This is a genomic window from Yersinia antarctica (assembly GCF_056636475.1).
On record NZ_JBSJQF010000001.1, the window covers coordinates 2581168 to 2603168 of the forward strand.

Sequence of the window (22001 nt, forward strand, 5' to 3'; positions counted from 1 at the left end):
TCCCCTATTTCTTACTGACACAATGGGGCTTTTGGTTGAATTTGAAAACAAAAGTCCCACCTAATGCTGCTGCGTAACGGCTCAACGTGGTGAGGTTGGGAGAAATGATACCTTTCTCCATACGGCTGATATTTTGTTTTTTCAGCCCTGCTCGTTGCGCCACTTCCTCTTGTGTTAAATTACATTGCTGACGGGCAGCTTTCAGCTCAGTCATCATGGCGTCGCGAATCTGCAAGTCTGTGTAAGCTTCTTTGACCTGAGGATGATTTAAAGCATCTGTTTTAACCTCAGCAAAAGAAATAATGTCAAAGTCATCTTGTTTTTTCATGGTTGCAATCTCCGTTTGATTTCCTTCATCCGCTGATAAGCCAACATCAGTGTTCGTCTTGGGGTCTTTTGCGTCTTCTTTTGTAAGATATGAATGATGTAAACCTGCCAACCCAGGTGGTAAAAGAAAAAACCACGCCCGCCCCCCTCTCTAGCACTAACCCGCAATTCCTTTAGCCCGCGCCCAATATCCCGCACCTCTGGCTCCCGCAACTCATGACCATAAGCCTCTGCCCCATTCCCGAACGAAACGCAACAAACCATCATGCGTTATGCAGCGAGTAGATACTCTAAAAATACCTCATTCGGTGAGCTGTATTCCAGAGATTTGCGCCCCCGAGTGTTGAGGATGTGCTCCAGTCTCGCAATATCTTCATCGCTGACGCCATTAAAATCGGTTCCTTTCGGATAAAACCGCCGTATCAGACCGTTGGTATGCTCATTCAACCCCCGCTCCCAGGAATGATAAGGCCGGGCAAAGTAAACCTTTGCGCCCGTTACCTGAGTGATGTCCTTATGTTTCGCAAACTCGGGTCCGTTATCTGCCGTCAGGGTTTTAAACTCGCAGAAAGTATTCGCCACGATGTCCCTGAACGCTTCCACGACGCTCTCAGCGCACTTATTGGGGAGTTTACGGATAATGACCTGCTTTGTGGCTTTGTCCACGACCGTCAGCAGGAATGACTTCTGGTCTTTGCCAAAAATCGTATCGATTTCAACATGCCCGGGAACCTGTTTGAGTTCAGCCTCAGCAGGCCTGTGCTCAATGCCAACCCTGTCCGGGATGGGCGTGCGTCCGGGCTCACCCGTATCATAGCGATAGCGTTTACCCCGGTGAGGGAGCTGAAGGTAAAGCTTACCGCCAGCCTGTCTGTCCGAACGGATATAGCGGTAGAGGGTATTTTTGCTGACGGCGATATCAAACTGGATTTTCAGTCTCCCACAGATAACCTCAGGGGAGGTATGTACAGCCAGCGCCTGCCGGAGAAAGTCTTGTGTCTGCTGGCCCAGAGGGACACAGGCATTGTGTGCCGAGGTGGCGCCCCGCCGTTGTCTGGCTAAGGCATCAGCGCGTCTGGAGGAGTAAAGTCCGTTGAAGGCGGGGTCCGTATTACGTCTGAGCTCCCGGCTCAGGGTAGAGCGAGAGACGCCGAGCTCTCTGGCAATGCAGGACTGATTAACGCCTTCAGCTTTTCGTTTTTCGATGTAAAAGCGCTCATGCTGAGTCAAATGTTTTCCCTTCATGCAACAGGGTCTCCGACAGGGTCAATACGGCTATTTTATCCGTACCTGACCGGTGGGTCACTTTGTTGCATTTCGTTTGGGAATTGGCGTCTAACTCATCCATAGCTTTAATCAGAGCCGCCTGAATGCCTACAGGTAATTTAAACAACTCGCGCTGTGCCAACCTCAACAAACTAATTTGATACATAAGCAATCCCTGCACTGGAAAAACTCTATCAAACTCACCATAGGTAATCAAATATGGTGACCCTAAATCAGACAAACTTTAACCCAATGGTCTGATTTATCAGTACCCATATAGCGGGAGTTCAAGATAGGAGGCAATAACGCCGCGGCCATGCAGCCCAGTTAATTTACAATTCTCGAGAGGCTTCGCATCAACATCAGCAAGTTTCATCTATTACATAGTTGACATGCAGATAAAAATAGACGAATCATAAAGATAGTGAATTCTATAGCGGTATATTAGGAAGGAATTTAGTCAGTAAGAGACTCCGCGTCTAAATCAATGATACTTAGAACGCGGAGTGATATTAATCGCTAATCAGGCAGAAAGCTGTTCGATAGTTTGTAGAATACGCTTGTCAGAAATAGGGTAAGCTGTCCCCAATTGCTGGGCAAATAAGCTCACACGCAGTTCTTCAATCATCCAGCGAACTTCTTTAACATCTTCATCTTGCTGGCGTTTTGGCGGCAATTTATGCAGCCATTGCTGCCACATCTGTTGCACATGTTCTACGCGTAGCATTTGGGCACGATCACGATGAGGGTCCATAGCCAGCTTTTCCAATCGGCGCTCAATCGCTTGCAGATAACGCAGTGTATCCGGCAGACGTTTCCAACCATTATTGGTCACGAAACCACGATAAATAAGCCCCCCTAGCTGGGCTTTGATATCAGAGAGAGCCAATGCCATTGAGATATCTATCCGGCCTTTCAGTCGCTTATTAATACTGAATACCGTCGTCAGAATTTGTTCAACTTGCTTGGCAATCTCAACCACCGTGTCATTCAGCTCAGCACGAACCTTTTCCTGTAGTCGAGCGAACTCCGCCTCTTGCCATGCGGGGCCACCATACTGCGCAACTAACTTATCCACACCACAAGCAATGCAGTCATCAATCAGGTCCAACACTTTGCCATAAGGATTGAAATAGAGCCCGAGCTTGGATTTGTTCGGCAATTTCTCATGTAAATACTTTATAGGGGATGGGATATTCAATAATAGTAAACGTCTTGTCCCCTGCCACATAGCTTGTTGTTGCTGAGATTCTGTATCAAACAAGCGAATAGCGACACTGTCTTTTTCATCCACCAGTGCCGGGTATGCCTTGACTTCATAGCCACCACGTCGCTGCTCATAGCACAGCGGTAGATCACCGAAACTCCAGATATGTAAGTCAGTTTGTTCAATACCATCGTCGGCAACGGCGGACAATGTTTCCTGCACTTTCTCTTGTAACTGTAGCTTCAAGGCAGCAAGGTCTTTACCTTCACGCAAAATACGATTTTTATCATCGAGCACACGGAAGGTTATTTTAAGATGATCTGGAACTTGGTCCCATTGCCAACTATCACGTGACACTGTCACACCCGTCATGCGCCGCAGTTCACGCTCTAATGCATCGAGCAGCCCCACCTCCATCGGGGTAACGCGGGCCAGAAACGCCTCAGCATAATTGGGCGCGGGGACAGAATTGCGCCGCACCGGTTTAGGCAAAGACTTGATCAGTGCAATCACTAATTCACGCCGAATCCCCGGTATCTGCCAATCAAAACCCTGCTCTTGGATCTGATTAAGGATGGGCAACGGAATATGTACGGTTACCCCATCAGCGTCAGTACCGGGTTCAAATTGGTAGGAAAGCCGTAACTTAAGCGACCCCTGATACCAAAAATTGGGATAGTCGAGCGGGTTAACTTTGTTCGCGCCATCTTTGATAAGCATGGTTTTTTCAAAGTTCAATAACTCTGGCTGTGTCTGGCTGGTTTTCTTCCACCAGCTATCAAAATGACGGGCTGAAATAACCTCTCGACCAATTCGCTGGTCATAGAAGTTAAACAGTGTCTCATCATCCACCAGAATATCGCGCCGACGTGATTTGTGTTCCAACTCTTCAACTTCAGCCAATAGTTTGAGATTGGCGCGGAAAAAAGCGTGACGCGTTTGCCAATCCCCCTCCACCAAGCCATGACGAATAAACAACTCACGGCATAGCGGTGGGTCAATCGGGCCGTAATTGATTTTGCGCTCAGCAACTATGGGTAAACCGAATAGGGTGACTTTCTCACTGGCCATCACCGCACCCTGTGCTTTCTCCCAATGCGGATCACTATAATGGTGTTTCACCAAATGCTGCGCCAAAGGTTCGATCCATTCCGGCTCGATGCGGGCAGCAATGCGGCCCCATAAGCGACTGGTTTCGACCAGCTCAGCCACCATGCTCCATTTCGGCGGTTTTTTAAATAAACCGGAACCGGGGAAGATAGCAAACCTTGCGTTACGAGCACCGGTATACTCTTGCTTTTCAACATCTTTTTGGCCGATATGAGATAACAAACCGGTCAATATCGCGGTATGCACGCTACGGTAGTCGGCTGCAACACTATTCACCGGAATACCCAGTTCTTTCACCACCTGGCGCAGTTGCGTGTAGATATCCTGCCATTCGCGCACCCGCAGATAGTTGAGAAAGTCACTACGGCACAGTTTACGGAACTGCGCTGATGACAACTCTTTTTGCTGCTCTTTCAGGTAATCCCATAAGTTAACAAACGCCAGGAAATCAGAATCCTTATCCGCAAAGCGACGATGTTTTTCATCAGAAGCCTGCTGCTTATCCATTGGCCGTTCACGCGGGTCCTGAATCGACAACGCCGAGGTAATGATCATCAGTTCACGGACACTGCCACTTTTCTGTGCTTCCAGCACCATCCGTGCCAGACGAGGGTCGACGGGCAATTGCGCTAATTGTCGCCCCAGCGGGGTCAGTTGTTGATGACCATTATCAGCGGTTTGTATCGCACCCAGCTCTTCCAGTAACCGAACACCATCTTGGATATTGCGTTTATCGGGGGCTTCCACAAACGGGAATGCCGCAATATCACCCAGACCGAGTGACGTCATTTGCAAAATGACGGAGGCCAGGTTGGTTCGTAGAATTTCCGGGTCGGTAAACTCTGGGCGAGAGAGGAAGTCCTGCTCAGAATAAAGACGGATACAGATACCGTCTGACACACGGCCACAGCGGCCTTTACGCTGATTAGCTGACGCCTGAGACACCGGCTCGATAGGCAACCGCTGCACCTTAGTACGGAAGCTATAACGGCTGATGCGAGCTGTACCGGGGTCAATCACGTACTTAATCCCAGGTACGGTGAGCGAGGTTTCAGCCACGTTGGTCGCCAATACAATTCGCCGCCCATGATGCGACTGGAACACCCGATTCTGCTCACTGTTTGATAAGCGGGCATAGAGTGGTAGTACTTCCGTATGGGGCAGATTTTGCTTCATCAATGCATCAGCGGTATCACGAATCTCACGCTCACCACTCATAAAGATCAGAATATCGCCGGGACTTTCATGGCCTAACTCATCAACCGCATCAAAAATAGCCTGTAGTTGGTCACGTTCAACATCATCGGCATCATCCACAATGGGGCGATAACGTACTTCGACCGGATAGGTGCGGCCAGAAACCTCGATAATAGGGGCATTATTGAAATGCTGGGAGAAACGCTGCGGATCAATGGTCGCCGAAGTGATAATTACTTTTAGATCTGGGCGTTTGGGTAATAATTCACGCAAATAGCCCAAGATGAAATCAATGTTCAGGCTACGTTCATGGGCTTCATCGATAATCAACGTATCATATTGCATCAACAGACGATCTTGCTGAATTTCAGCTAACAAAATCCCGTCGGTCATCAACTTAACCAGCGTGTTTTCACCCACTTGATCGTTAAAACGCACTTTATAACCGACACAACCGCCAAGGGAGGTATCCAGTTCATCCGCAATACGGTTTGCGACGGTGCGCGCAGCCAGACGACGTGGTTGAGTATGGCCGATCACCCCTTGCACGCCCCGCCCCAATTCCAGGCAAATTTTCGGCAACTGGGTGGTTTTACCGGAACCGGTTTCACCGGCGACGATCACCACCTGATGGTCACGAATAGCATGGTAGATATCTTGCTTTTTCTGGCTGACCGGCAAGTTTTCAGGATAAGTTATCGCCGGACAAGCAGCTCGACGACGAATAACCCGCTGCATGGCGGTTGCTATATCAGCCTCAAGCTCGAGGGTAATCGCCTCTACGGCCTGTGGATTATTAATTTTTCGTGCGCCTTGCAGCCGACGCCGCAGGCGTTGTTGGTCACGGAGCATCAACTCACCGAGTTGGGTGGATAATGCTGCGAGCGAAGATTTCACGTTCTGTGTTCCTTGTTACGATGCGGCTGCAACCTACGGTATCAGCCCAATGATTTTATGCTATGAGTTTGATTGGCAGATATTTTTTATTAATCGGTATCAATTTTTAACCTGCCAATACCCCCATTTTCGACGCCAAATAGATGAGTGACCCATAGCTTTTATTAGATAAACCCTTACCTGATATGGTAACACAGCCTCGGATTACGCTGTAACCCGGCGGAGATTTCCTATCTGATTATCATCGTTCAATTAAATCGAACAAAGAACGCAAAATATTACGCTATCACTAATAGAAAAATATTAATAAAGTGTATCTCATTGAAAGGGCGAACCGCCTAAGTCTCTGTTACCTGTTAAGGAATTACGATGAGCAAAGTACTGGTCCTGAAATCAAGCATTCTGGCAACTTATTCACAGTCCAACCAATTAGCTGACTTTTTTGTCGAACAATGGCAAGCAGCCCATGCTGACGACGAAATCACCGTACGTGACTTGGCCGCTCAACCGGTTCCGGTGTTAGATGGTGAACTGGTGGGTGCTCTGCGCCCTTCAGATGCCGCGCTAACACCGCGCCAACAAGAGGCTTTGGCACTGTCTGATGAGCTGATTGCGGAACTGCAAGCCAATGACGTGATAGTTATGGCAGCACCAATGTACAACTTCAATATCCCGACGCAGTTGAAAAACTATTTTGACCTGATTGCCCGTGCTGGCGTGACTTTCCGCTACACAGAAAAAGGTCCAGAAGGCTTGGTAACCGGTAAACGTGCCATTATTCTGACCAGCCGTGGGGGCATTCATAAAGACACCCCAACTGATCTGGTGGTGCCTTACCTGCGTCTGTTCCTGGGCTTTATCGGCATTACCGATGTTGAATTTGTGTTTGCAGAAGGCATTGCTTATGGTCCTGAAGTGGCGACCAAAGCACAAGCTGATGCCAAACAGTTACTGGCTCAGGTTGTCAGTGCTTAATTGATAACTTTCGCGCAGAAGTGGGTGTCTCCGTCAATGCGCGACTGAAAATGACCTTGTATTACCCTCGTGTTACCCAGTAGTGTCATTGGTTAATTGCGCGCCTTTCGGCGCGCTTTTTTCTCTGTGATTATGCCAGTAACGCCATCGCACTCTCTTCATCCGTAACCAAACCATTCACCCAATGCCCCCTGAGCGCCGCTTTAATAGCCTGATGTTTCTCCTTACCACCTGCGATAGCAATCACCGGTTTTTCTGGCTGAATACGTAAGCTGGCACTGGTTAAACGCTGATCCAATTCATAGGCGACGCGCTGACCATCGATATCAATGAAATTACCCAGCATTTCTGCCACAACATTCGCGGCCATGAGCACATCGACATCTTGTGCAGAAATAAAGCCATCTTTATGCAATGGACAATGATACCCCATTGAGCCAATACCGATAAACGTAACATCAGCCTGAGCTGCTTTCTCAGTGACAGTGCGGTAAATCCGGTGATTACACCACAGGTCACGATCCGCCGCGCTGTCAGCAAACAAAGGCGCGGGCAAAATAAAGTAGCGTCCTTGTGTTTTCTCGGCCATCCACAGCGGGACGTCATAGCGTGTACAGGAACCATCAGCAGCAATAGCGCCGATAAGTGAGACACAACTGTGCTGAGGACGTTCGAAATCAGGTAACTCATCAATGGCGGCTTTCAAACTGCGACCAGAGCCGACACCAATGACCAGTGGCTGTTCTTGACGCAGAAATTGCGACATCACTTCAGCCCCCACCACAGCAATGGCTCGTTGGATACCCGCGCTGTCCATCCCCAAGCTGGGGACCACCTGACACTGATGCAAGCCATACTGCTTTTGCACCTGTTCGGCCAGCGCCATACAGCGGCCAACCGGGTGAGCAATGCTGACACTGACCAGCCCGTTATCAATAGCACACGCCACCAGCCGCTGGGCCACCTGACGCGAAACCCCCAGGGCATCAGCAATTTCATGTTGCGTCTGCCCGGCAACGTAATACATCCAGGCCGCTCTGGCCGCTTGATCCAGCTTCTTATCACTCTTCTGCATGAGTTATCTGCGCAATATTATTTGAAATAGAGATAGGGGGTGAAACCACAATGGTCATCATCTTACGCCTCTATTTGACAGATTTTTATCTCTACTTACGGTTATGTGAGCCAAAGCCCACATTTCGGGCAAAAGTTACACTACCCTAACGCCATTAGAGCAAATGCCCTACATTAGAGCTTATGCTCAAATTATAACGCCAACACTTACCGTGATTGTGGAGATAATTTATGAACAGTTTTCTGAATACCACCCATGCAGTATGGTTGCACATTGGTGCAGGCTCCTTCCACCGTGCTCACCAAGCCTGGTATCTACACCGGTTACGGGCCATAGGCGATAATCGTTGGTCTATTGCTCTGGCTAATATTCGGGATGACGCGACCCCGTTGCTCAATGCATTACAAGCCCAAAACGGCGAATACACCTTGGAAACCGTGACACCAGGGGGGGAGCGTCAATATGAAAAAATCACATCAATCCGCAAAATTATCCCTTGGGATAAAGAACTGAGGCCCCATTCCCGAACGAAACGCAACAAACCATCATGCGTTATGCAGCGAGTAGATACTCTAAAAATACCTCATTCGGTGAGCTGTATTCCAGAGATTTGCGCCCCCGAGTGTTGAGGATGTGCTCCAGTCTCGCAATATCTTCATCGCTGACGCCATTAAAATCGGTTCCTTTCGGATAAAACCGCCGTATCAGACCGTTGGTATGCTCATTCAACCCCCGCTCCCAGGAATGATAAGGCCGGGCAAAGTAAACCTTTGCGCCCGTTACCTGAGTGATGTCCTTATGTTTCGCAAACTCGGGTCCGTTATCTGCCGTCAGGGTTTTAAACTCGCAGAAAGTATTCGCCACGATGTCCCTGAACGCTTCCACGACGCTCTCAGCGCACTTATTGGGGAGTTTACGGATAATGACCTGCTTTGTGGCTTTGTCCACGACCGTCAGCAGGAATGACTTCTGGTCTTTGCCAAAAATCGTATCGATTTCAACATGCCCGGGAACCTGTTTGAGTTCAGCCTCAGCAGGCCTGTGCTCAATGCCAACCCTGTCCGGGATGGGCGTGCGTCCGGGCTCACCCGTATCATAGCGATAGCGTTTACCCCGGTGAGGGAGCTGAAGGTAAAGCTTACCGCCAGCCTGTCTGTCCGAACGGATATAGCGGTAGAGGGTATTTTTGCTGACGGCGATATCAAACTGGATTTTCAGTCTCCCACAGATAACCTCAGGGGAGGTATGTACAGCCAGCGCCTGCCGGAGAAAGTCTTGTGTCTGCTGGCCCAGAGGGACACAGGCATTGTGTGCCGAGGTGGCGCCCCGCCGTTGTCTGGCTAAGGCATCAGCGCGTCTGGAGGAGTAAAGTCCGTTGAAAGCGGGGTCCGTATTACGCCTGAGCTCCCGGCTCAGGGTAGAGCGAGAGACATCCAGTTCTCTGGCAATGCAGGACTGATTAACGCCTTCAGCTTTTCGTTTTTCGATGTAAAAGCGCTCATGCTGAGTCAAATGTTTTCCCTTCATGCAACAGGGTCTCCGACAGGGTCAATACGGCTATTTTATCCGTACCTGACCGGTGGGTCACTTTGTTGCATTTCGTTTGGGAATTGGCGTTGGACTTGATTTAGGGACGTCAGAAATTAAAGCCGTGGTGATTGATGACCGGGGCCAGATTCTGGCCAGTGAAGGCGAACCCTTGACCGTGCAGCGCCCGCATCCTTTATGGTCGGAGCAAAATCCCACTGACTGGTGGCAGGCGACACAACGGGTTATTGGCCGCCTGCGCCATAAAATACCCCAGCGCTGGGGTGAGATCCTCGCGATTGGTCTTTCGGGTCAAATGCATGGCGCGGTGCTGTTGAGCCGCGAGGATCGTATCTTGCGACCGGCTATTTTGTGGAATGATGCGCGCTGTGCCGAAGAGTGTGATGAGTTGACCCGCAATGCCCCACAGTTGCATCAGATTGCCGGAAATCTGGCGATGCCAGGCTTTACTGCACCGAAACTGCTGTGGGTTGCTCGCCATGAGCCGGAGGTGTTCGCACAACTGGCGACGGTACTGCTACCTAAAGATTATCTGCGCTGGATGATGAGTGGCGATAAGGTCAGTGATATGTCTGATGCCGCCGGAACGTTATGGTTGGATGTCGCCAGGCGCGACTGGTCGGACTCTCTCCTGGCCGCCTGCGGATTATCCCGCGATGTGATGCCGCGCTTGATTGAAGGTAATGAACCCAGTGGTTACCTGAAAGCAGATATTGCGCGCGAGTGGGGCTTAGCCGATAAAGTGATTATTGCTGGCGGTGGTGGCGATAACGCAGCCAGTGCTGTTGGGATTGGTGCCATCAATCCTGGTGATGGCTTCATCTCTCTGGGCACGTCCGGTGTATTGTTTGCCGTTAATGATTGCTACCGGCCCAATCCACAATCTGCCGTTCATGCCTTTTGCCATGCTTTGCCGCATCGCTGGCATCAGATGAGTGTCATGCTGACCGCAGCCAGCGCCCTGCGCTGGTTGTGCCAATTGCTGGGAACCAATGAAACCACCCTTCTATCCGAGGTTGCGCAACTCAGTCGCTCAGAGCAGCGGCTGGCACCAATTTTCCTGCCTTACCTTTCAGGCGAACGCACCCCCCATAACGATCCGCTGGCAACCGGTGCGTTTCATGGCATGACTCATGCGACAGACCGTGCGGCGCTGGGATATGCCGTGCTGGAGGGGGTGACTTTCGGTATTGCTGATGGCCTGGCGGTGTTACAGCAGGCCGGTACCCAACTGAGCCAATCATCGTTGATTGGTGGTGGTGCACGCAGTGTGTGGTGGGGGCAATTGATGGCTGACACCCTTAACCTGCCAATTGTCACCCACAGCGGTGGGGAGGCTGGTGGGGCTTTAGGTGCCGCACGTTTAGGGTGGCTTGCCAGCGGCGGTGATGAGCAGGAGGTGTGCAGCAAACCACAAATCGACCAACGCTTCATCCCCGATGTTAACCGGCAAGATGCCTTGTTTGCCCGCCTTGAACGCTATCGACTGCTCTATCAACAGCAGCGGCAGTTACGCCAACAACAGCCGCAATAACCATCTAAAAAATAAAGATATAACAAGCCCGGGCGAGCCTATCGCCCTTTTCTCTGTCCCTATAACCGTTGCTCCTACCAGCAACTCAACCAGCCGGCGCTCAAGCGCCAGAGGAACTTACTATGTAAAAAAAACCTACCCACTGGTTTGGTTTGCCAATGAATTTGTTCTGGGGTTACATTGCCATTGCCATTTTTATGAGCGGCGATGGATTTGAAATGGCCTTCTTATCCAAACATATTACTGATATGGGCTTTTCTCCGGCACAATCAGCCTTTGTGTTTACACTCTATGGCTTAGCTGCTGCCATTGCCGCCTGGAGCTCTGGTGTGGTTGCAGAGATCATCACGCCACAACGCGCCATGCGGATTGGTTTTGTGCTGTGGGTGGTCATGCACTGCTTATTTATGGTATTCGGTTTAGGCATTAAAAGTTATCCACTAATGTTGCTGTTCTATGGTATTCGTGGGTTGGCCTATCCGTTATTTATCTATTCATTTGTTATGTTAATTGTTCAAAATGTCCCTAAACAGCAACTCTCTTCTGCCATGGGTTGGTTTTGGGCGATGTATTCCGTCGGTATCGGTGTCATAGGGAGCTATTTGCCCAGTTTCACCATTCCGGTGATTGGTGAAACCGGTACGTTGTGGTTTGCCATTGTCTGGGTCATGGCCGGCGGTATGATGGCGTTGATATTACTGCGCAATGTTGGCACTGCCAGCCCTAAAGCATCACTCTCAAATAAAGAAAAAATCAAAGAGTTGTCACGGGCCGTCACTATTCTGTTTACCAATAAAAACATCTTCTTATCCTGTTTAATCCGCATCATCAACACCCTGTCATTATTTGGTTTTGCCGTTATTATGCCGCTCCTGTTCGTTGGCCGACTTGGTTTTACCATGTCTGAATGGCTGCAAATCTGGGCGGTGTTCTTCTTCGTGACAATTTTCACCAATATTATGTGGGGGATCTTGGGCGAAAAAATTGGTTGGATGCGGCAGGTGCGTTGGTTTGGCTGTATCGGTTGTGCCCTTTCCAGTCTGGCGTTCTACTATATTCCGGTTCATTTCGGCCATAATTTCTGGGCGGCCCTGATCCCGGCAGTAATGTTGGGGATAACCGTAGCCGCTTTCGTTCCGATGACTGCAGTATTCCCGGTATTAGAACCGGAACACAAAGGTGCAGCCATCTCGATTTATAACTTGTCTGCGGGTCTGAGTAACTTTGTTGCCCCGGCGATTGCCTCGCTGGTGTTACCTTTCTTCGATATTGTTGGCGTGGTGTGGGTTTATACTGCGCTGTATCTGATTGCTGCTGTGCTGACCCTGATTGTTAAAGTTGAGCAACCAGGGCATGCAGATACCTATTATCGCAAAGAATCACTCTATAGCCTCGCTGGGCATCCTGCTACGGCCAGTTTACACCCTGAGCGCTAGCGGGTTATTTTTTAAGCTAAGGCCAATACCGTCGAAATCAATATTTCAGCAACCCGAAGTTTAGACATAAAAAACGCCCGTGCTGAGACGGGCGTTTTCCATAGCGTCATTGATACCATCATCGCAACAATTAGCGCTGCATCCACTGGCCATTAATACCGCGCACATATTCACCGGCAGCCGCACGGTTAACTAACTTTTGCCCTGCCAGCTTGGCAACATCTTCAGTTGAAATATGGTTTTTCTGCGCCACTTCCTGATATTTCTCTGTTCTGGCAATATTGATTTGCTCTACCAACGCCAGTGTCTCAGGATCTTTTTTGACCGGAGCCAAATAACCACTAAGGGTTTCGCCAACCCGCCCTTGCTGCTTTGCCTGTTCCACGGTCAGGGCGAAAGCCATGGCGCTGAACAGCAAACTGCCACTCAATATCGTCCACCCCAACATCACTCGAATCAGCCTTAGCCTGCCACCAATCCAGCCTGAATTTTGCTTTTTCATTGTGGCTCCTTAAAATAGATTGGATTGATTTTTAAGCAAGTTTTCCACATCTTTATCAACTTTTATCTGGATTTCATGCTCAATCTTGACGTTCATATTGATAGTGATCGGTTTTTCCGGTGTCGCTACCTCAAGGCGTAAACAGCCACTGAGCATCAAAACACCCAAAGCTATTGCCACATGTTCCCCTGTCAAGATCTTCATTCCTTCGTCCTCGCCGGTATCACTGTTGGTTGTAAAGAAAGCGTCTGTTGTAGCCACTCTTGTAAATTGTCACCAAAACGCAGGCTACGCCAGAGTTGGAACACATTTTCCTGATGCTGATAATTCAATACTATCTCACGCTTTGAGTTTTTTTGCGTATTCACACCATGAATCTTCGAGCGTAATGTCAATTGCCCCAAATTATCCAGATCCACTTTGGCATAAGATTGATAAATCTCCATATAGCGTAACCAATCAATCGCAGCACCGGCGACAAAGTTACTATCACCGATTGAATTGGCCAGATCTTGATCGAGGCGCAATGTCACCCTGCCATCGTTAGCAATCCAACCATTACGCACCAACCACTGTGGGTTATTGAGATAAAGAGGCAATTCCCCGTTGACCTTCCCCGACATCGCAAACTGTTTCGGTTGTAGCACGGTAAATAGCTCACTCAAGTCAATGGCGGTTAATTTCAGCACGGCGGCGTCGTGTTGCGGTAAGCGTAACGCGGACAAACTCAGATGGCCGTTAAGAATGTCCATACCGACGTTACTCAAAGTTAACGGTGCATCATCAGAATAGGGATAAGTACCTTGTAAATCAGCAGTTATATTCTGCATTTCAAACAAGTTGCTTATTGAGGCGATACGCAACATCACCGAGTCTTTCGCGCCCAACTGCCAGTGGTGATTCTGCAAGCGATACGACATGACAAAATCTAACCCGCTCATTTCTCCGTCTTTCAGCCACATCCCGCCATTCTTCACCACCCAGTGACCACCGGCGGTAAAGCCTTGTTCTCGGGCTGCCGAAAAGGCCGCCTGAGCATACAGCTCTCCATCACGCAGTTTGATGCCTAACTCGGATGCGATAAGCGGCTGGAATACGGTTAACGATTGTTTCGGCCACCAGCCCTCACCCCGTAACCGCTCGCCATCCCAGCGGCCGCGCAGTGGGATCGGCCCGATAGGCTGCGCCTGCAATTGCCCCTGCCACAGAAAGCTGTTTGGTTCCCGACCATTGAGTTGCAAAGATAATTCAGCGGGAGGTAGATAACCGCCCCCGTCGCTGAACGACACTTTTTTCGCCCCTAACGCAAAACCGGCAATAAAGGCTGGGTGATGGTTATCGCGCTGCCAGGTGAGTGGTTTCACCAATGTCAGTCTTGGCGCCTCAACCTTAACCAGGCCATATTGCAACCGATCAAAACCGGTCGAGAGCTGGTCAACGGTGATTAATGTATCGCGCCAACTCCCCTTGCCCGCCATATCCCAGCGAGCAGCCAGTGGCGGCAGGTGACCATTGCCCCAGTAACGCCACTGCCAATAACCTTTATCCGGCCAAAACTCTTGCGCCTGACCATCCAAATGCAGGTTGAAATTACCCCAATAGCTGTCTTGTGCATCAACGATGGCTTGTAGACGCCCGCTAACCCCGGCAGCCGTGACCTTGACACCAGCCAATGGCCAGCGAGCATCTCTTATCCGCAATTCAGGCGTCACATTGCCATGCGCGCGCAGTAACGCCCCCGGGTGCAGCACCCACGTTGGGTTCAACACCGAACCACTGAGCAGCCCTGGAATGGTGGCATTAAGCACCATTTTCTCCAGATTAGCCTGACCACTGAGTTGGAATTTTAAATCGCTGTTTATCATGCTCAGATTACCCGGCCCGAGGGTCAATACGGCATTACCCTTACCACTCTGCCCAGAGGTAATCACATTAATTCGCGCGTCAACTGAGGTCTGATCCAACCCTTGGTCCCAGTCATGTAACGTCAGGTTAATACCGCCACTTAATGGTTGCTGCGCGTATGGCCATTGCCACTGTCCGTTAACTAGCTGAATTTGGTTTACCGCAACACGCCATGGCAACCGTGCGAGCGGCACATCATCGCCACGCTCAGTGAGCGTCAGCACACCTTGCTGCTGTTGCCAACTCAAGTTTAGAAGCAGTGGTTTAGACAGATAACCGGTGGTTAGCATCCCCTGTAATTCACCCTGTTCCGGCCAATCATCCAGTGACAAAGGAATCTTTATTTTTCCACTGAGTTCGAAAGGCTGCGGGGTACCAGGAACCGCAATAGAGAATTGATGCAAACTCAGTTGTTGATCCTGATCAAGGGTCGCGGCAAAGCTCAGTTGCGGCCCCTGATAACGTAACTCTTGAATCAATTTAAGCTTATCGGGCGAGGTGAGGGTCAGTTTACCGGCATATTGCTGCCAGGGCGTAATCTGCAAATTGCTGATATCCAGATCCAATACCGATAACTGCTGTTGCCAGTAAGCTAAATTCAGTGGTGCGCTGTCGCCATTAGTCGGTAATTTACTCAAACAAGCAGTATCCAACGCAACATTACCGGCCGCAAGTTGCCAGCGCCCCTGATGGTAGCCGACACTCAATTGATTCATATTTGCGAGGGTGCAGTCTTGTATCGAATAGCGCAATTGCTTGATACGCAGTGCGCCGTCACGCCATACCGGTGGCGTAGCCAGCGTTATCTGACTCCCCACGGGTAACCAATAATGTGCCACTTTGGGTAACCACTGTGGCAGGGTTTTCCATAATGCCATCAGAGAAATTGCGCTGATTAATAACAACCAACCCACTATTTTTGCGCATTTAGCCATGACTCGCCTTGTTTTATCCCCAACCAGACTTACGGTGTGCTTTAATCAAATCACTGCAAGATACCATAATAGATAACGCTACCCTTGCAACTCAGACAAAACTGTTGCCATTGAAAGTTGGAATAAAAACCTTATCTCTTTGGCATGAAAAAGTTACAAGTGCTCTATTTAACTTATTATTGTGGCAAATTGTATGATTTATTCAAATCTGTTAGATTGATCACAATATTTTAGCGGAGATATCGCGATGAAATTAGCCGTTTACAGTACTAAACAGTATGACCGTAAATACCTCGAATTGGTCAACAAAGATTTTGGCTTTGAATTAGAGTTTTTCGATTTTCTGTTAACGCCAAAAACAGCAAAAATGGCTGCTGGCTGTGATGCGGTCTGTCTTTTCGTCAACGATGATGGTTGTCGTGCGACATTGGAAGAACTGAAAAGTGTCGGCGTCGAGATTCTAGCGTTGCGTTGCGCTGGTTTCAATAATGTGGATCTGGAAGCCGCGAAAGAACTGGGAATTCAGGTAGTTCGTGTCCCTGCCTATTCACCTGAGGCGGTCGCTGAACATGCTGTGGGTATGATGATGAGCCTTAACCGCCGAATTCATCGTGCTTATCAGCGCACCCGTGATGCCAACTTCTCGCTGGAAGGACTGATCGGCTTCAATATGCATAACCGCACTGCCGGGATTATCGGTACCGGTAAAATTGGTGTGGCAACCATGCGCATTCTGAAGGGTTTTGGTATGCGTCTGCTCGCTTTTGACCCCTATCCAAGTGCGCAAGCTCTGGAACTGGGTGCTGAATATGTCGATCTCAAAACGCTATATGCTGAATCTGATGTTATTTCCTTGCATTGCCCGATGACACCGGAAAACCATCATCTGCTTAATAAACAATCATTTGATCAAATGAAAAACGGTGTAATGATCATCAACACCAGTAGAGGTGGTCTGATTGACTCTACCGCAGCCATTGATGCCCTAAAACAGCAAAAAATAGGTTCGCTCGGCATGGATGTGTATGAAAATGAACGTGACCTGTTCTTTGAAGACAAATCCAACGATGTGATTCAGGATGATGTTTTCCGCCGTTTATCTTCTTGTCATAACGTCTTATTTACCGGGCATCAGGCGTTTCTGACCGAAGAGGCGCTGACCAGTATTTCGGCCACCACAATGCAGAATATTGCCCAGTTGAAAAAGGGTGAACCCTGCCCGAATATTATTACCGCCTGATTATTTATACGTTATAACAAGCGGCAGCATGGGATACCCAATAGATTTCGAGCACAGGCAGGCGGCAAACAGAAGTAGCCAATACACCTGAGACTTGAAAGATGGCGGGTATCAACGTGCCGGACAAGCGCCGCGCATTAACGCCCATTCTTCACAACGTTTACCATCGGGTAACTGACACATCCCTACGCTGCCACCATTGAGTTGTTTGGCAATGGTTAATACACCACCGGCATTGGCACAATTGACTGCCGCCGGATTGGCCATATTAATATTATGGTGGACACTGGCGCTGGTGGCTTGTTGCACGGGTTCATAGGCATCAACATTATTTAAAGCTGTATCCGTTGGGTCATTGCTGCTACAGGCGGCTAAAAAGAACACAGCGCCACCCACAAACATTGATAATACTTTCATTCTTCTGCTCCGGCATGAGAAAGGCATAAATCTATTGTTTAATGCAATTTCGTCTACGCTAATTGGCTTATATAATATCTGTTATAATTAAAACACAACATAAATAAGCGCAAATTCGATAATTAAACTTAACCTGTAACAAGGTGAATAGCCGAATTATCAAGGTAGTTTGCTGTTAAAAATTTGGCGAAATAACCAAACCGAGACTAATTAGATAGAGAATCAGTTACCTACGATTTGGATAAAAATAAAACGGGAATAACTATGATCACTGATTTACTGCTACGAATAGCCCTTGCCGGATTGCTGGGTGGGTTAATAGGTATTGAACGTCAATTGCGGTCAAAAGAAGCAGGATTGCGTACTCATATCCTGGTTGGCATCGGCAGTGCCATGTTTATGATTGTTTCAAAATACGGTTTCGAGGACTTACTGACACTGGAACACGTCAGTTTTGACCCTAGTCGAGTCGCAGCACAGGTTGTCAGCGGCATGGGGTTCCTGGGAGCCGGGACGATTATGATTCAAAAGCAGATGGTTAAAGGCCTAACAACCGCAGCCGGTATGTGGGTAACAGCGGCTATCGGCCTGGTGATTGGTAGCGGCCTGTATGAAATTGGCATCTATGGCACGCTAATGACACTGGTGGTACTGGAGATCTTCCGCCAATTGAGTAATCGCCTGCTTGGCCAGCACCATTATGTCTCGATCAAACTGTTACCCGAAAGTGTGCCACTTATTCTGGTCGCATTGCAAAAACTGCGACTGCGACCAATTAACCTGTCAGTGGTACAAAAACGTGAAGAGAAGGATACCGATTGTGAACTGACCATGGAAGTGACTTTGTCACCTAGAAAAAGTCTCGATCAGTTTTATGAGACGTTATTGTCTATTGATGGCATACATCAATTAGACATTAAATAGTTGAAAAGGACGTTGTCCTACCTTTCAGTGACACCGACCATCACTCATTAGCGTGTTATCCCGCCCCACCACGATAACGCGCTAATAGATGAGTTCCGCCTGTATCCTACAGGCGTGATTAATGCATGGGTGTCTTAGACAGCAGATTAATCACCATAACCCCCGCAATGATTAGCGTCATCCCGGCAATGGCTGCCCAATCAAGCTTTTGTTGGTACATAAAGGTAGCGGCGATCGACACCAAAACAATACCCAACCCTGACCAGATGGCATAAGCGATACCTAATGGCATGGTTTTAACCACCTGCGAAAGCCCCCAAAATGCAATGCCGTAGCCAATAACCACCACAATTGAGGGTACCAATCGGGTAAACCCATCAGATGCTTTCAGCATCGTAGTAGCCACCGCCCCATTCCCGAACGAAACGCAACAATTGCCATCATTAAATACATGAAACCGCTCATCATCATTTTCTCATTTCAGTATTGGGTCAACATTATGCCCGTCCCATATTAAATGTTCATTAAATCTAATTCAGTTTCACAATTATTTTACAAAAGCACCCATAGGTATTGCTTCACCAAGCGATATCTGAGCAGTGCAATAAATAGTTTTCTAATTGTAATAATTATTATCCGAATAACATCTATATAAGCTTTGCCTGCGCTACTGGCTTATTTTCTGCATTTTAACTGAAAGCATTTATCCCCCCAGCCACACAAATTCGATAACTGACAAAAATGCACTCTGCTAGAATTTCAGTATTAGTTCAAATAATTCGTTAACCGTCAGAGGCACCCATTACTACTTTGGTCTCTGCGTGACAAGCAATGTGAAGGTATAAATTAATGATTACTACTGACGGTAACAGTGCAGTAGCTTCTGTGGCCTATCGCGCCAGCGAAGTTATTGCTATCTACCCTATTACACCCAGTTCTACCATGGCAGAGCTTGCTGATGCATGGTCAGGTGATGGTAAAGTCAATATTTGGGGAGACGTTCCCCGCCAATTCCCAAACGAAATGCAACAAAGTGACCCACCGGTCAGGTACGGATAAAATAGCCGTATTGACCCTGTCGGAGACCCTGTTGCATGAAGGGAAAACATTTGACTCAGCATGAGCGCTTTTACATCGAAAAACGAAAAGCTGAAGGCGTTAATCAGTCCTGCATTGCCAGAGAACTGGATGTCTCTCGCTCTACCCTGAGCCGGGAGCTCAGACGTAATACGGACCCCGCCTTCAACGGACTTTACTCCTCCAGACGCGCTGATGCCTTAGCCAGACAACGGCGGGGCGACACCTCGGCACACAATGCCTGTGTCCCTCTGTGCCAGCAGACACAAGACTTTCTCCGGCAGGCGCTGGCTGTACATACCTCCCCTGAGGTTATCTGTGGGAGACTGAAAATCCAGTTTGATATCGCCGTCAGCAAAAATACCCTCTACCGCTATATCCGTTCGGACAGACAGGCTGGCGGTAAGCTTTACCTTCAGCTCCCTCACCGGGGTAAACGCTATCGCTATGATACGGGTGAGCCCGGACGCACGCCCATCCCGGACAGGGTTGGCATTGAGCACAGGCCTGCTGAGGCTGAACTCAAACAGGTTCCCGGGCATGTTGAAATCGATACGATTTTTGGCAAAGACCAGAAGTCATTCCTGCTGACGGTCGTGGACAAAGCCACAAAGCAGGTCATTATCCGTAAACTCCCCAATAAGTGCGCTGAGAGCGTCGTGGAAGCGTTCAGGGACATCGTGGCGAATACTTTCTGCGAGTTTAAAACCCTGACGGCAGATAACGGACCCGAGTTTGCGAAACATAAGGACATCACTCAGGTAACGGGCGCAAAGGTTTACTTTGCCCGGCCTTATCATTCCTGGGAGCGGGGGTTGAATGAGCATACCAACGGTCTGATACGGCGGTTTTATCCGAAAGGAACCGATTTTAATGGCGTCAGCGATGAAGATATTGCGAGACTGGAGCACATCCTCAACACTCGGGGGCGCAAATCTCTGGAATACAGCTCACCGAATGAGGTATTTTTAGAGTATCTACTCGCTGCATAACGCATGATGGTTTGTTGCGTTTCGTTCGGGAATGGGGCATAAAGAACAAGCTGAACTGCTTGGATGCAAAAAAGGTATTGCCGCCATGCATATCCTGAACCGAGGCATTTTGCAGGATGGCCGCGTATACACATTCAGTGATATCGTGGATATCGACTATTCCTGCACCTATATTATTCCGTTTAATCAGGATAACCTGAAGTTCCGCCAGAGCTGAATCAGCTCAGACCCACTATGGTGTATGAATTGTTCCGTTAGGCAAACGGCTTTGTGTCCATTCATGAGGCCGATAAACAACCGGGAATTCATCGGCTAAACGAGTATCAAAATCAACACCTATCCCCGCCTGTTCAATTGGATACAAATAGCCTTCTGTCGGCTGAACGGCGCCCGGAAATACACTCAGGGTATTCGCCGGATAGGCCACGAACTCCTGAATTGCTGCATTGTGCAAATAGATATTTAAATGGGTGTTAACCGCAGCACCAATCGGTGTCATATCTGGCGGGCAATGCCATGCCAGGCGAACCCCAAAACTCTGACAGAAGCTGCCAAGTTTTAATGCCGGGGTAATTCCGCCAATCTGTGATACATGACAACGCAGGAAGTCGATCCGGCGATTGATTATCAAGTCTTTCCACTCTGCCGGATTGTTAAATAATTCACCCGTAGCAAGTGGTACCGCGGTTTGATTACGGATCTGTTCCAGCCATTCGTTCTGATTCGGCGGCAAAATATCTTCAATATAATAAGGGCGATAAGCTTCTAACTGCTTGGCGAATTGAACCGCTTGTTGTGGGAATAAGCGCTCATGCACATCATGTAAAATATGGAATTGATTGCCGTATTTTTCGCGTAGCGCTTTAAACATCGCCAACGTGTTATCCATATATTGGTCTTGATCGTAGTATGCGCCGATTGTTGGCTGGCGGGTCGCATGCAGATCCTGAGCATTCCCCCCATAGAACCCCAACTGGCAGCGTATATGCCGATAACCTTGCGCCAGCAAGTTATCCACCTCAACATACAACCCATCCAGTGAGTCACTGGCGGCATGACTATAGGTGGCAATGGCATCTTTAGATTTGCCACCAAACAGTTGGTAGAGCGGCATATCCGCCAGCTTGCCTTTAATATCCCATAATGCCATATCAATCCCGGCAATCGCGTTATTGATCACCGGCCCATTTCGCCAATAGGCATTGACCATCATCATCTGCCACAAATCTTCAATATTATTAGCGTCACGCCCCAGTAATAGTGGCCGGAGATATTCATCCACCATCACTTTAACGGCAAGGGGGCGCTGCTGAAATGTGGCGCAACCCAGGCCAACAATCCCTTTATTAGTTTCAATCTTAACCACAACTAAATTATGGCGATCGGGCCGGGTTATCTGACATTCAATGCCAGTTATCAACGTGGGTTGCATGCAAT

Annotated in this window: 17 protein-coding genes and 5 pseudogenes; 9 read left to right on the plus strand and 13 right to left on the minus strand. The window is 48.8% G+C overall.

Going from position 1 to position 22001, the window contains the following annotated elements; all coding sequences use genetic code 11:
* Positions 1-4 precede the first annotated feature (4 nt).
* The 5 genes and pseudogenes from ACWJJO_RS11915 to hrpA form a co-directional block, all read right to left on the minus strand.
* Positions 5-328, minus strand: coding sequence for a helix-turn-helix domain-containing protein (locus ACWJJO_RS11915; RefSeq protein ID WP_083158791.1), 324 nt, complete (start codon positions 326-328; stop codon positions 5-7).
* Positions 325-594 carry a type II toxin-antitoxin system RelE/ParE family toxin gene (locus ACWJJO_RS11920; RefSeq protein ID WP_481091051.1) on the minus strand — a complete coding sequence of 90 codons (270 nt, stop codon included), beginning with the start codon at positions 592-594 and terminating at the stop codon, positions 325-327. The genes ACWJJO_RS11915 and ACWJJO_RS11920 overlap by 4 nt, the downstream gene beginning before the upstream one ends.
* A gap of 3 nt (positions 595-597) precedes the next feature.
* Entirely contained in the window at positions 598-1572 is a 975-nt protein-coding gene (locus tag ACWJJO_RS11925) for an IS30 family transposase (RefSeq protein WP_481090692.1), read from the minus strand.
* An 85-nt stretch (positions 1573-1657) separates the two neighbouring features.
* Positions 1658-1759, minus strand: a pseudogene (locus ACWJJO_RS11930) (type II toxin-antitoxin system RelE family toxin); the annotation flags it as partial.
* 357 nt (positions 1760-2116) lie between these two features.
* A complete protein-coding gene (hrpA, locus tag ACWJJO_RS11935) occupies positions 2117-6004 on the minus strand; it encodes an ATP-dependent RNA helicase HrpA (protein WP_481091052.1) in 3888 nt (1295 codons plus the stop codon).
* Positions 6005-6373: 369 nt separating this feature from the next.
* On the opposite strand from hrpA, the gene azoR reads away from it, so the two are divergent.
* On the plus strand, positions 6374-6979 hold the full coding sequence (gene azoR / locus ACWJJO_RS11940) for an FMN-dependent NADH-azoreductase (RefSeq protein ID WP_083158789.1): 606 nt from the start codon (positions 6374-6376) through the stop codon (positions 6977-6979).
* A 130-nt stretch (positions 6980-7109) separates the two neighbouring features.
* Here azoR and ACWJJO_RS11945 read toward each other — a convergent pair whose 3' ends face one another.
* Complete coding sequence (locus ACWJJO_RS11945) at positions 7110-8054, minus strand: sugar-binding transcriptional regulator (RefSeq protein ID WP_083158788.1); 945 nt, start codon at positions 8052-8054, stop codon at positions 7110-7112.
* Positions 8055-8284: 230 nt separating this feature from the next.
* Between ACWJJO_RS11945 and ACWJJO_RS11950 the strand changes: the two are divergent.
* A pseudogene (locus tag ACWJJO_RS11950) lies at positions 8285-8599 on the plus strand (mannitol dehydrogenase family protein); the annotation flags it as partial.
* Between the two features lie 7 nt (positions 8600-8606).
* Here the strand turns inward: ACWJJO_RS11950 and ACWJJO_RS11955 are convergent.
* Positions 8607-9581 (minus strand): IS30 family transposase, encoded by a 975-nt coding sequence (locus ACWJJO_RS11955; protein WP_481090564.1) that lies wholly within the window; start codon positions 9579-9581, stop codon positions 8607-8609.
* Between the two features lie 82 nt (positions 9582-9663).
* Between ACWJJO_RS11955 and xylB the strand changes: the two genes are divergently transcribed.
* Positions 9664-11136: a xylulokinase gene (gene xylB / locus ACWJJO_RS11960; RefSeq protein ID WP_481091583.1), complete on the plus strand. Its 1473-nt coding sequence runs from the start codon at positions 9664-9666 to the stop codon at positions 11134-11136.
* A 158-nt stretch (positions 11137-11294) separates the two neighbouring features.
* Positions 11295-12572: an MFS transporter gene (locus ACWJJO_RS11965; RefSeq protein ID WP_481091053.1), complete on the plus strand. Its 1278-nt coding sequence runs from the start codon at positions 11295-11297 to the stop codon at positions 12570-12572.
* 130 nt (positions 12573-12702) lie between these two features.
* On the opposite strand, the gene ACWJJO_RS11970 is transcribed toward ACWJJO_RS11965, so the two are convergent.
* From ACWJJO_RS11970 to ACWJJO_RS11980, 3 genes are read right to left on the minus strand one after another with little or no spacing between them, the layout of a single operon-like run.
* Positions 12703-13074, minus strand: a complete 372-nt coding sequence (locus ACWJJO_RS11970) for a YdbL family probable chaperone protein (protein WP_083158786.1) — start codon at positions 13072-13074, stop codon at positions 12703-12705.
* Between the two features lie 9 nt (positions 13075-13083).
* Positions 13084-13278 carry a YnbE family lipoprotein gene (locus ACWJJO_RS11975; RefSeq protein ID WP_193784655.1) on the minus strand — a complete coding sequence of 65 codons (195 nt, stop codon included), beginning with the start codon at positions 13276-13278 and terminating at the stop codon, positions 13084-13086.
* Positions 13275-15914: a YdbH family protein gene (locus tag ACWJJO_RS11980; RefSeq protein WP_481091054.1), complete on the minus strand. Its 2640-nt coding sequence runs from the start codon at positions 15912-15914 to the stop codon at positions 13275-13277. The genes ACWJJO_RS11975 and ACWJJO_RS11980 overlap by 4 nt, the downstream gene beginning before the upstream one ends.
* A 247-nt stretch (positions 15915-16161) precedes the next feature.
* On the opposite strand from ACWJJO_RS11980, the gene ACWJJO_RS11985 reads away from it, so the two are divergent.
* Entirely contained in the window at positions 16162-17154 is a 993-nt protein-coding gene (locus ACWJJO_RS11985; RefSeq protein ID WP_083158784.1) for a 2-hydroxyacid dehydrogenase, read from the plus strand.
* Positions 17155-17265: 111 nt separating this feature from the next.
* Here ACWJJO_RS11985 and ACWJJO_RS11990 read toward each other — a convergent pair whose 3' ends face one another.
* Positions 17266-17571 (minus strand): putative hemolysin, encoded by a 306-nt coding sequence (locus ACWJJO_RS11990; RefSeq protein ID WP_083158783.1) that lies wholly within the window; start codon positions 17569-17571, stop codon positions 17266-17268.
* Between the two features lie 264 nt (positions 17572-17835).
* On the opposite strand from ACWJJO_RS11990, the gene ACWJJO_RS11995 reads away from it, so the two are divergent.
* Entirely contained in the window at positions 17836-18495 is a 660-nt protein-coding gene (locus ACWJJO_RS11995; RefSeq protein WP_083158782.1) for an MgtC/SapB family protein, read from the plus strand.
* 118 nt (positions 18496-18613) lie between these two features.
* On the opposite strand, the pseudogene ACWJJO_RS12000 reads toward ACWJJO_RS11995, so the two are convergent.
* Positions 18614-18960 (minus strand): annotated as a pseudogene (locus ACWJJO_RS12000) (DMT family transporter).
* 384 nt (positions 18961-19344) lie between these two features.
* Between ACWJJO_RS12000 and ACWJJO_RS12005 the strand changes: the two are divergent.
* From ACWJJO_RS12005 to ACWJJO_RS12015, 3 genes and pseudogenes are all read left to right on the plus strand, one after another.
* Positions 19345-19503, plus strand: a pseudogene (locus ACWJJO_RS12005) (hypothetical protein); the annotation flags it as partial.
* Between the two features lie 86 nt (positions 19504-19589).
* Positions 19590-20564 (plus strand): IS30 family transposase, encoded by a 975-nt coding sequence (locus ACWJJO_RS12010; RefSeq protein WP_481091055.1) that lies wholly within the window; start codon positions 19590-19592, stop codon positions 20562-20564.
* A 40-nt stretch (positions 20565-20604) separates the two neighbouring features.
* Positions 20605-20781: pseudogene (locus ACWJJO_RS12015) on the plus strand (GntR family transcriptional regulator); the annotation flags it as partial.
* A 15-nt stretch (positions 20782-20796) separates the two neighbouring features.
* Here the strand turns inward: ACWJJO_RS12015 and ACWJJO_RS12020 are convergent.
* Positions 20797-21996 carry an enolase C-terminal domain-like protein gene (locus tag ACWJJO_RS12020; protein WP_083158866.1) on the minus strand — a complete coding sequence of 400 codons (1200 nt, stop codon included), beginning with the start codon at positions 21994-21996 and terminating at the stop codon, positions 20797-20799.
* Positions 21997-22001: the final 5 nt, after the last annotated feature.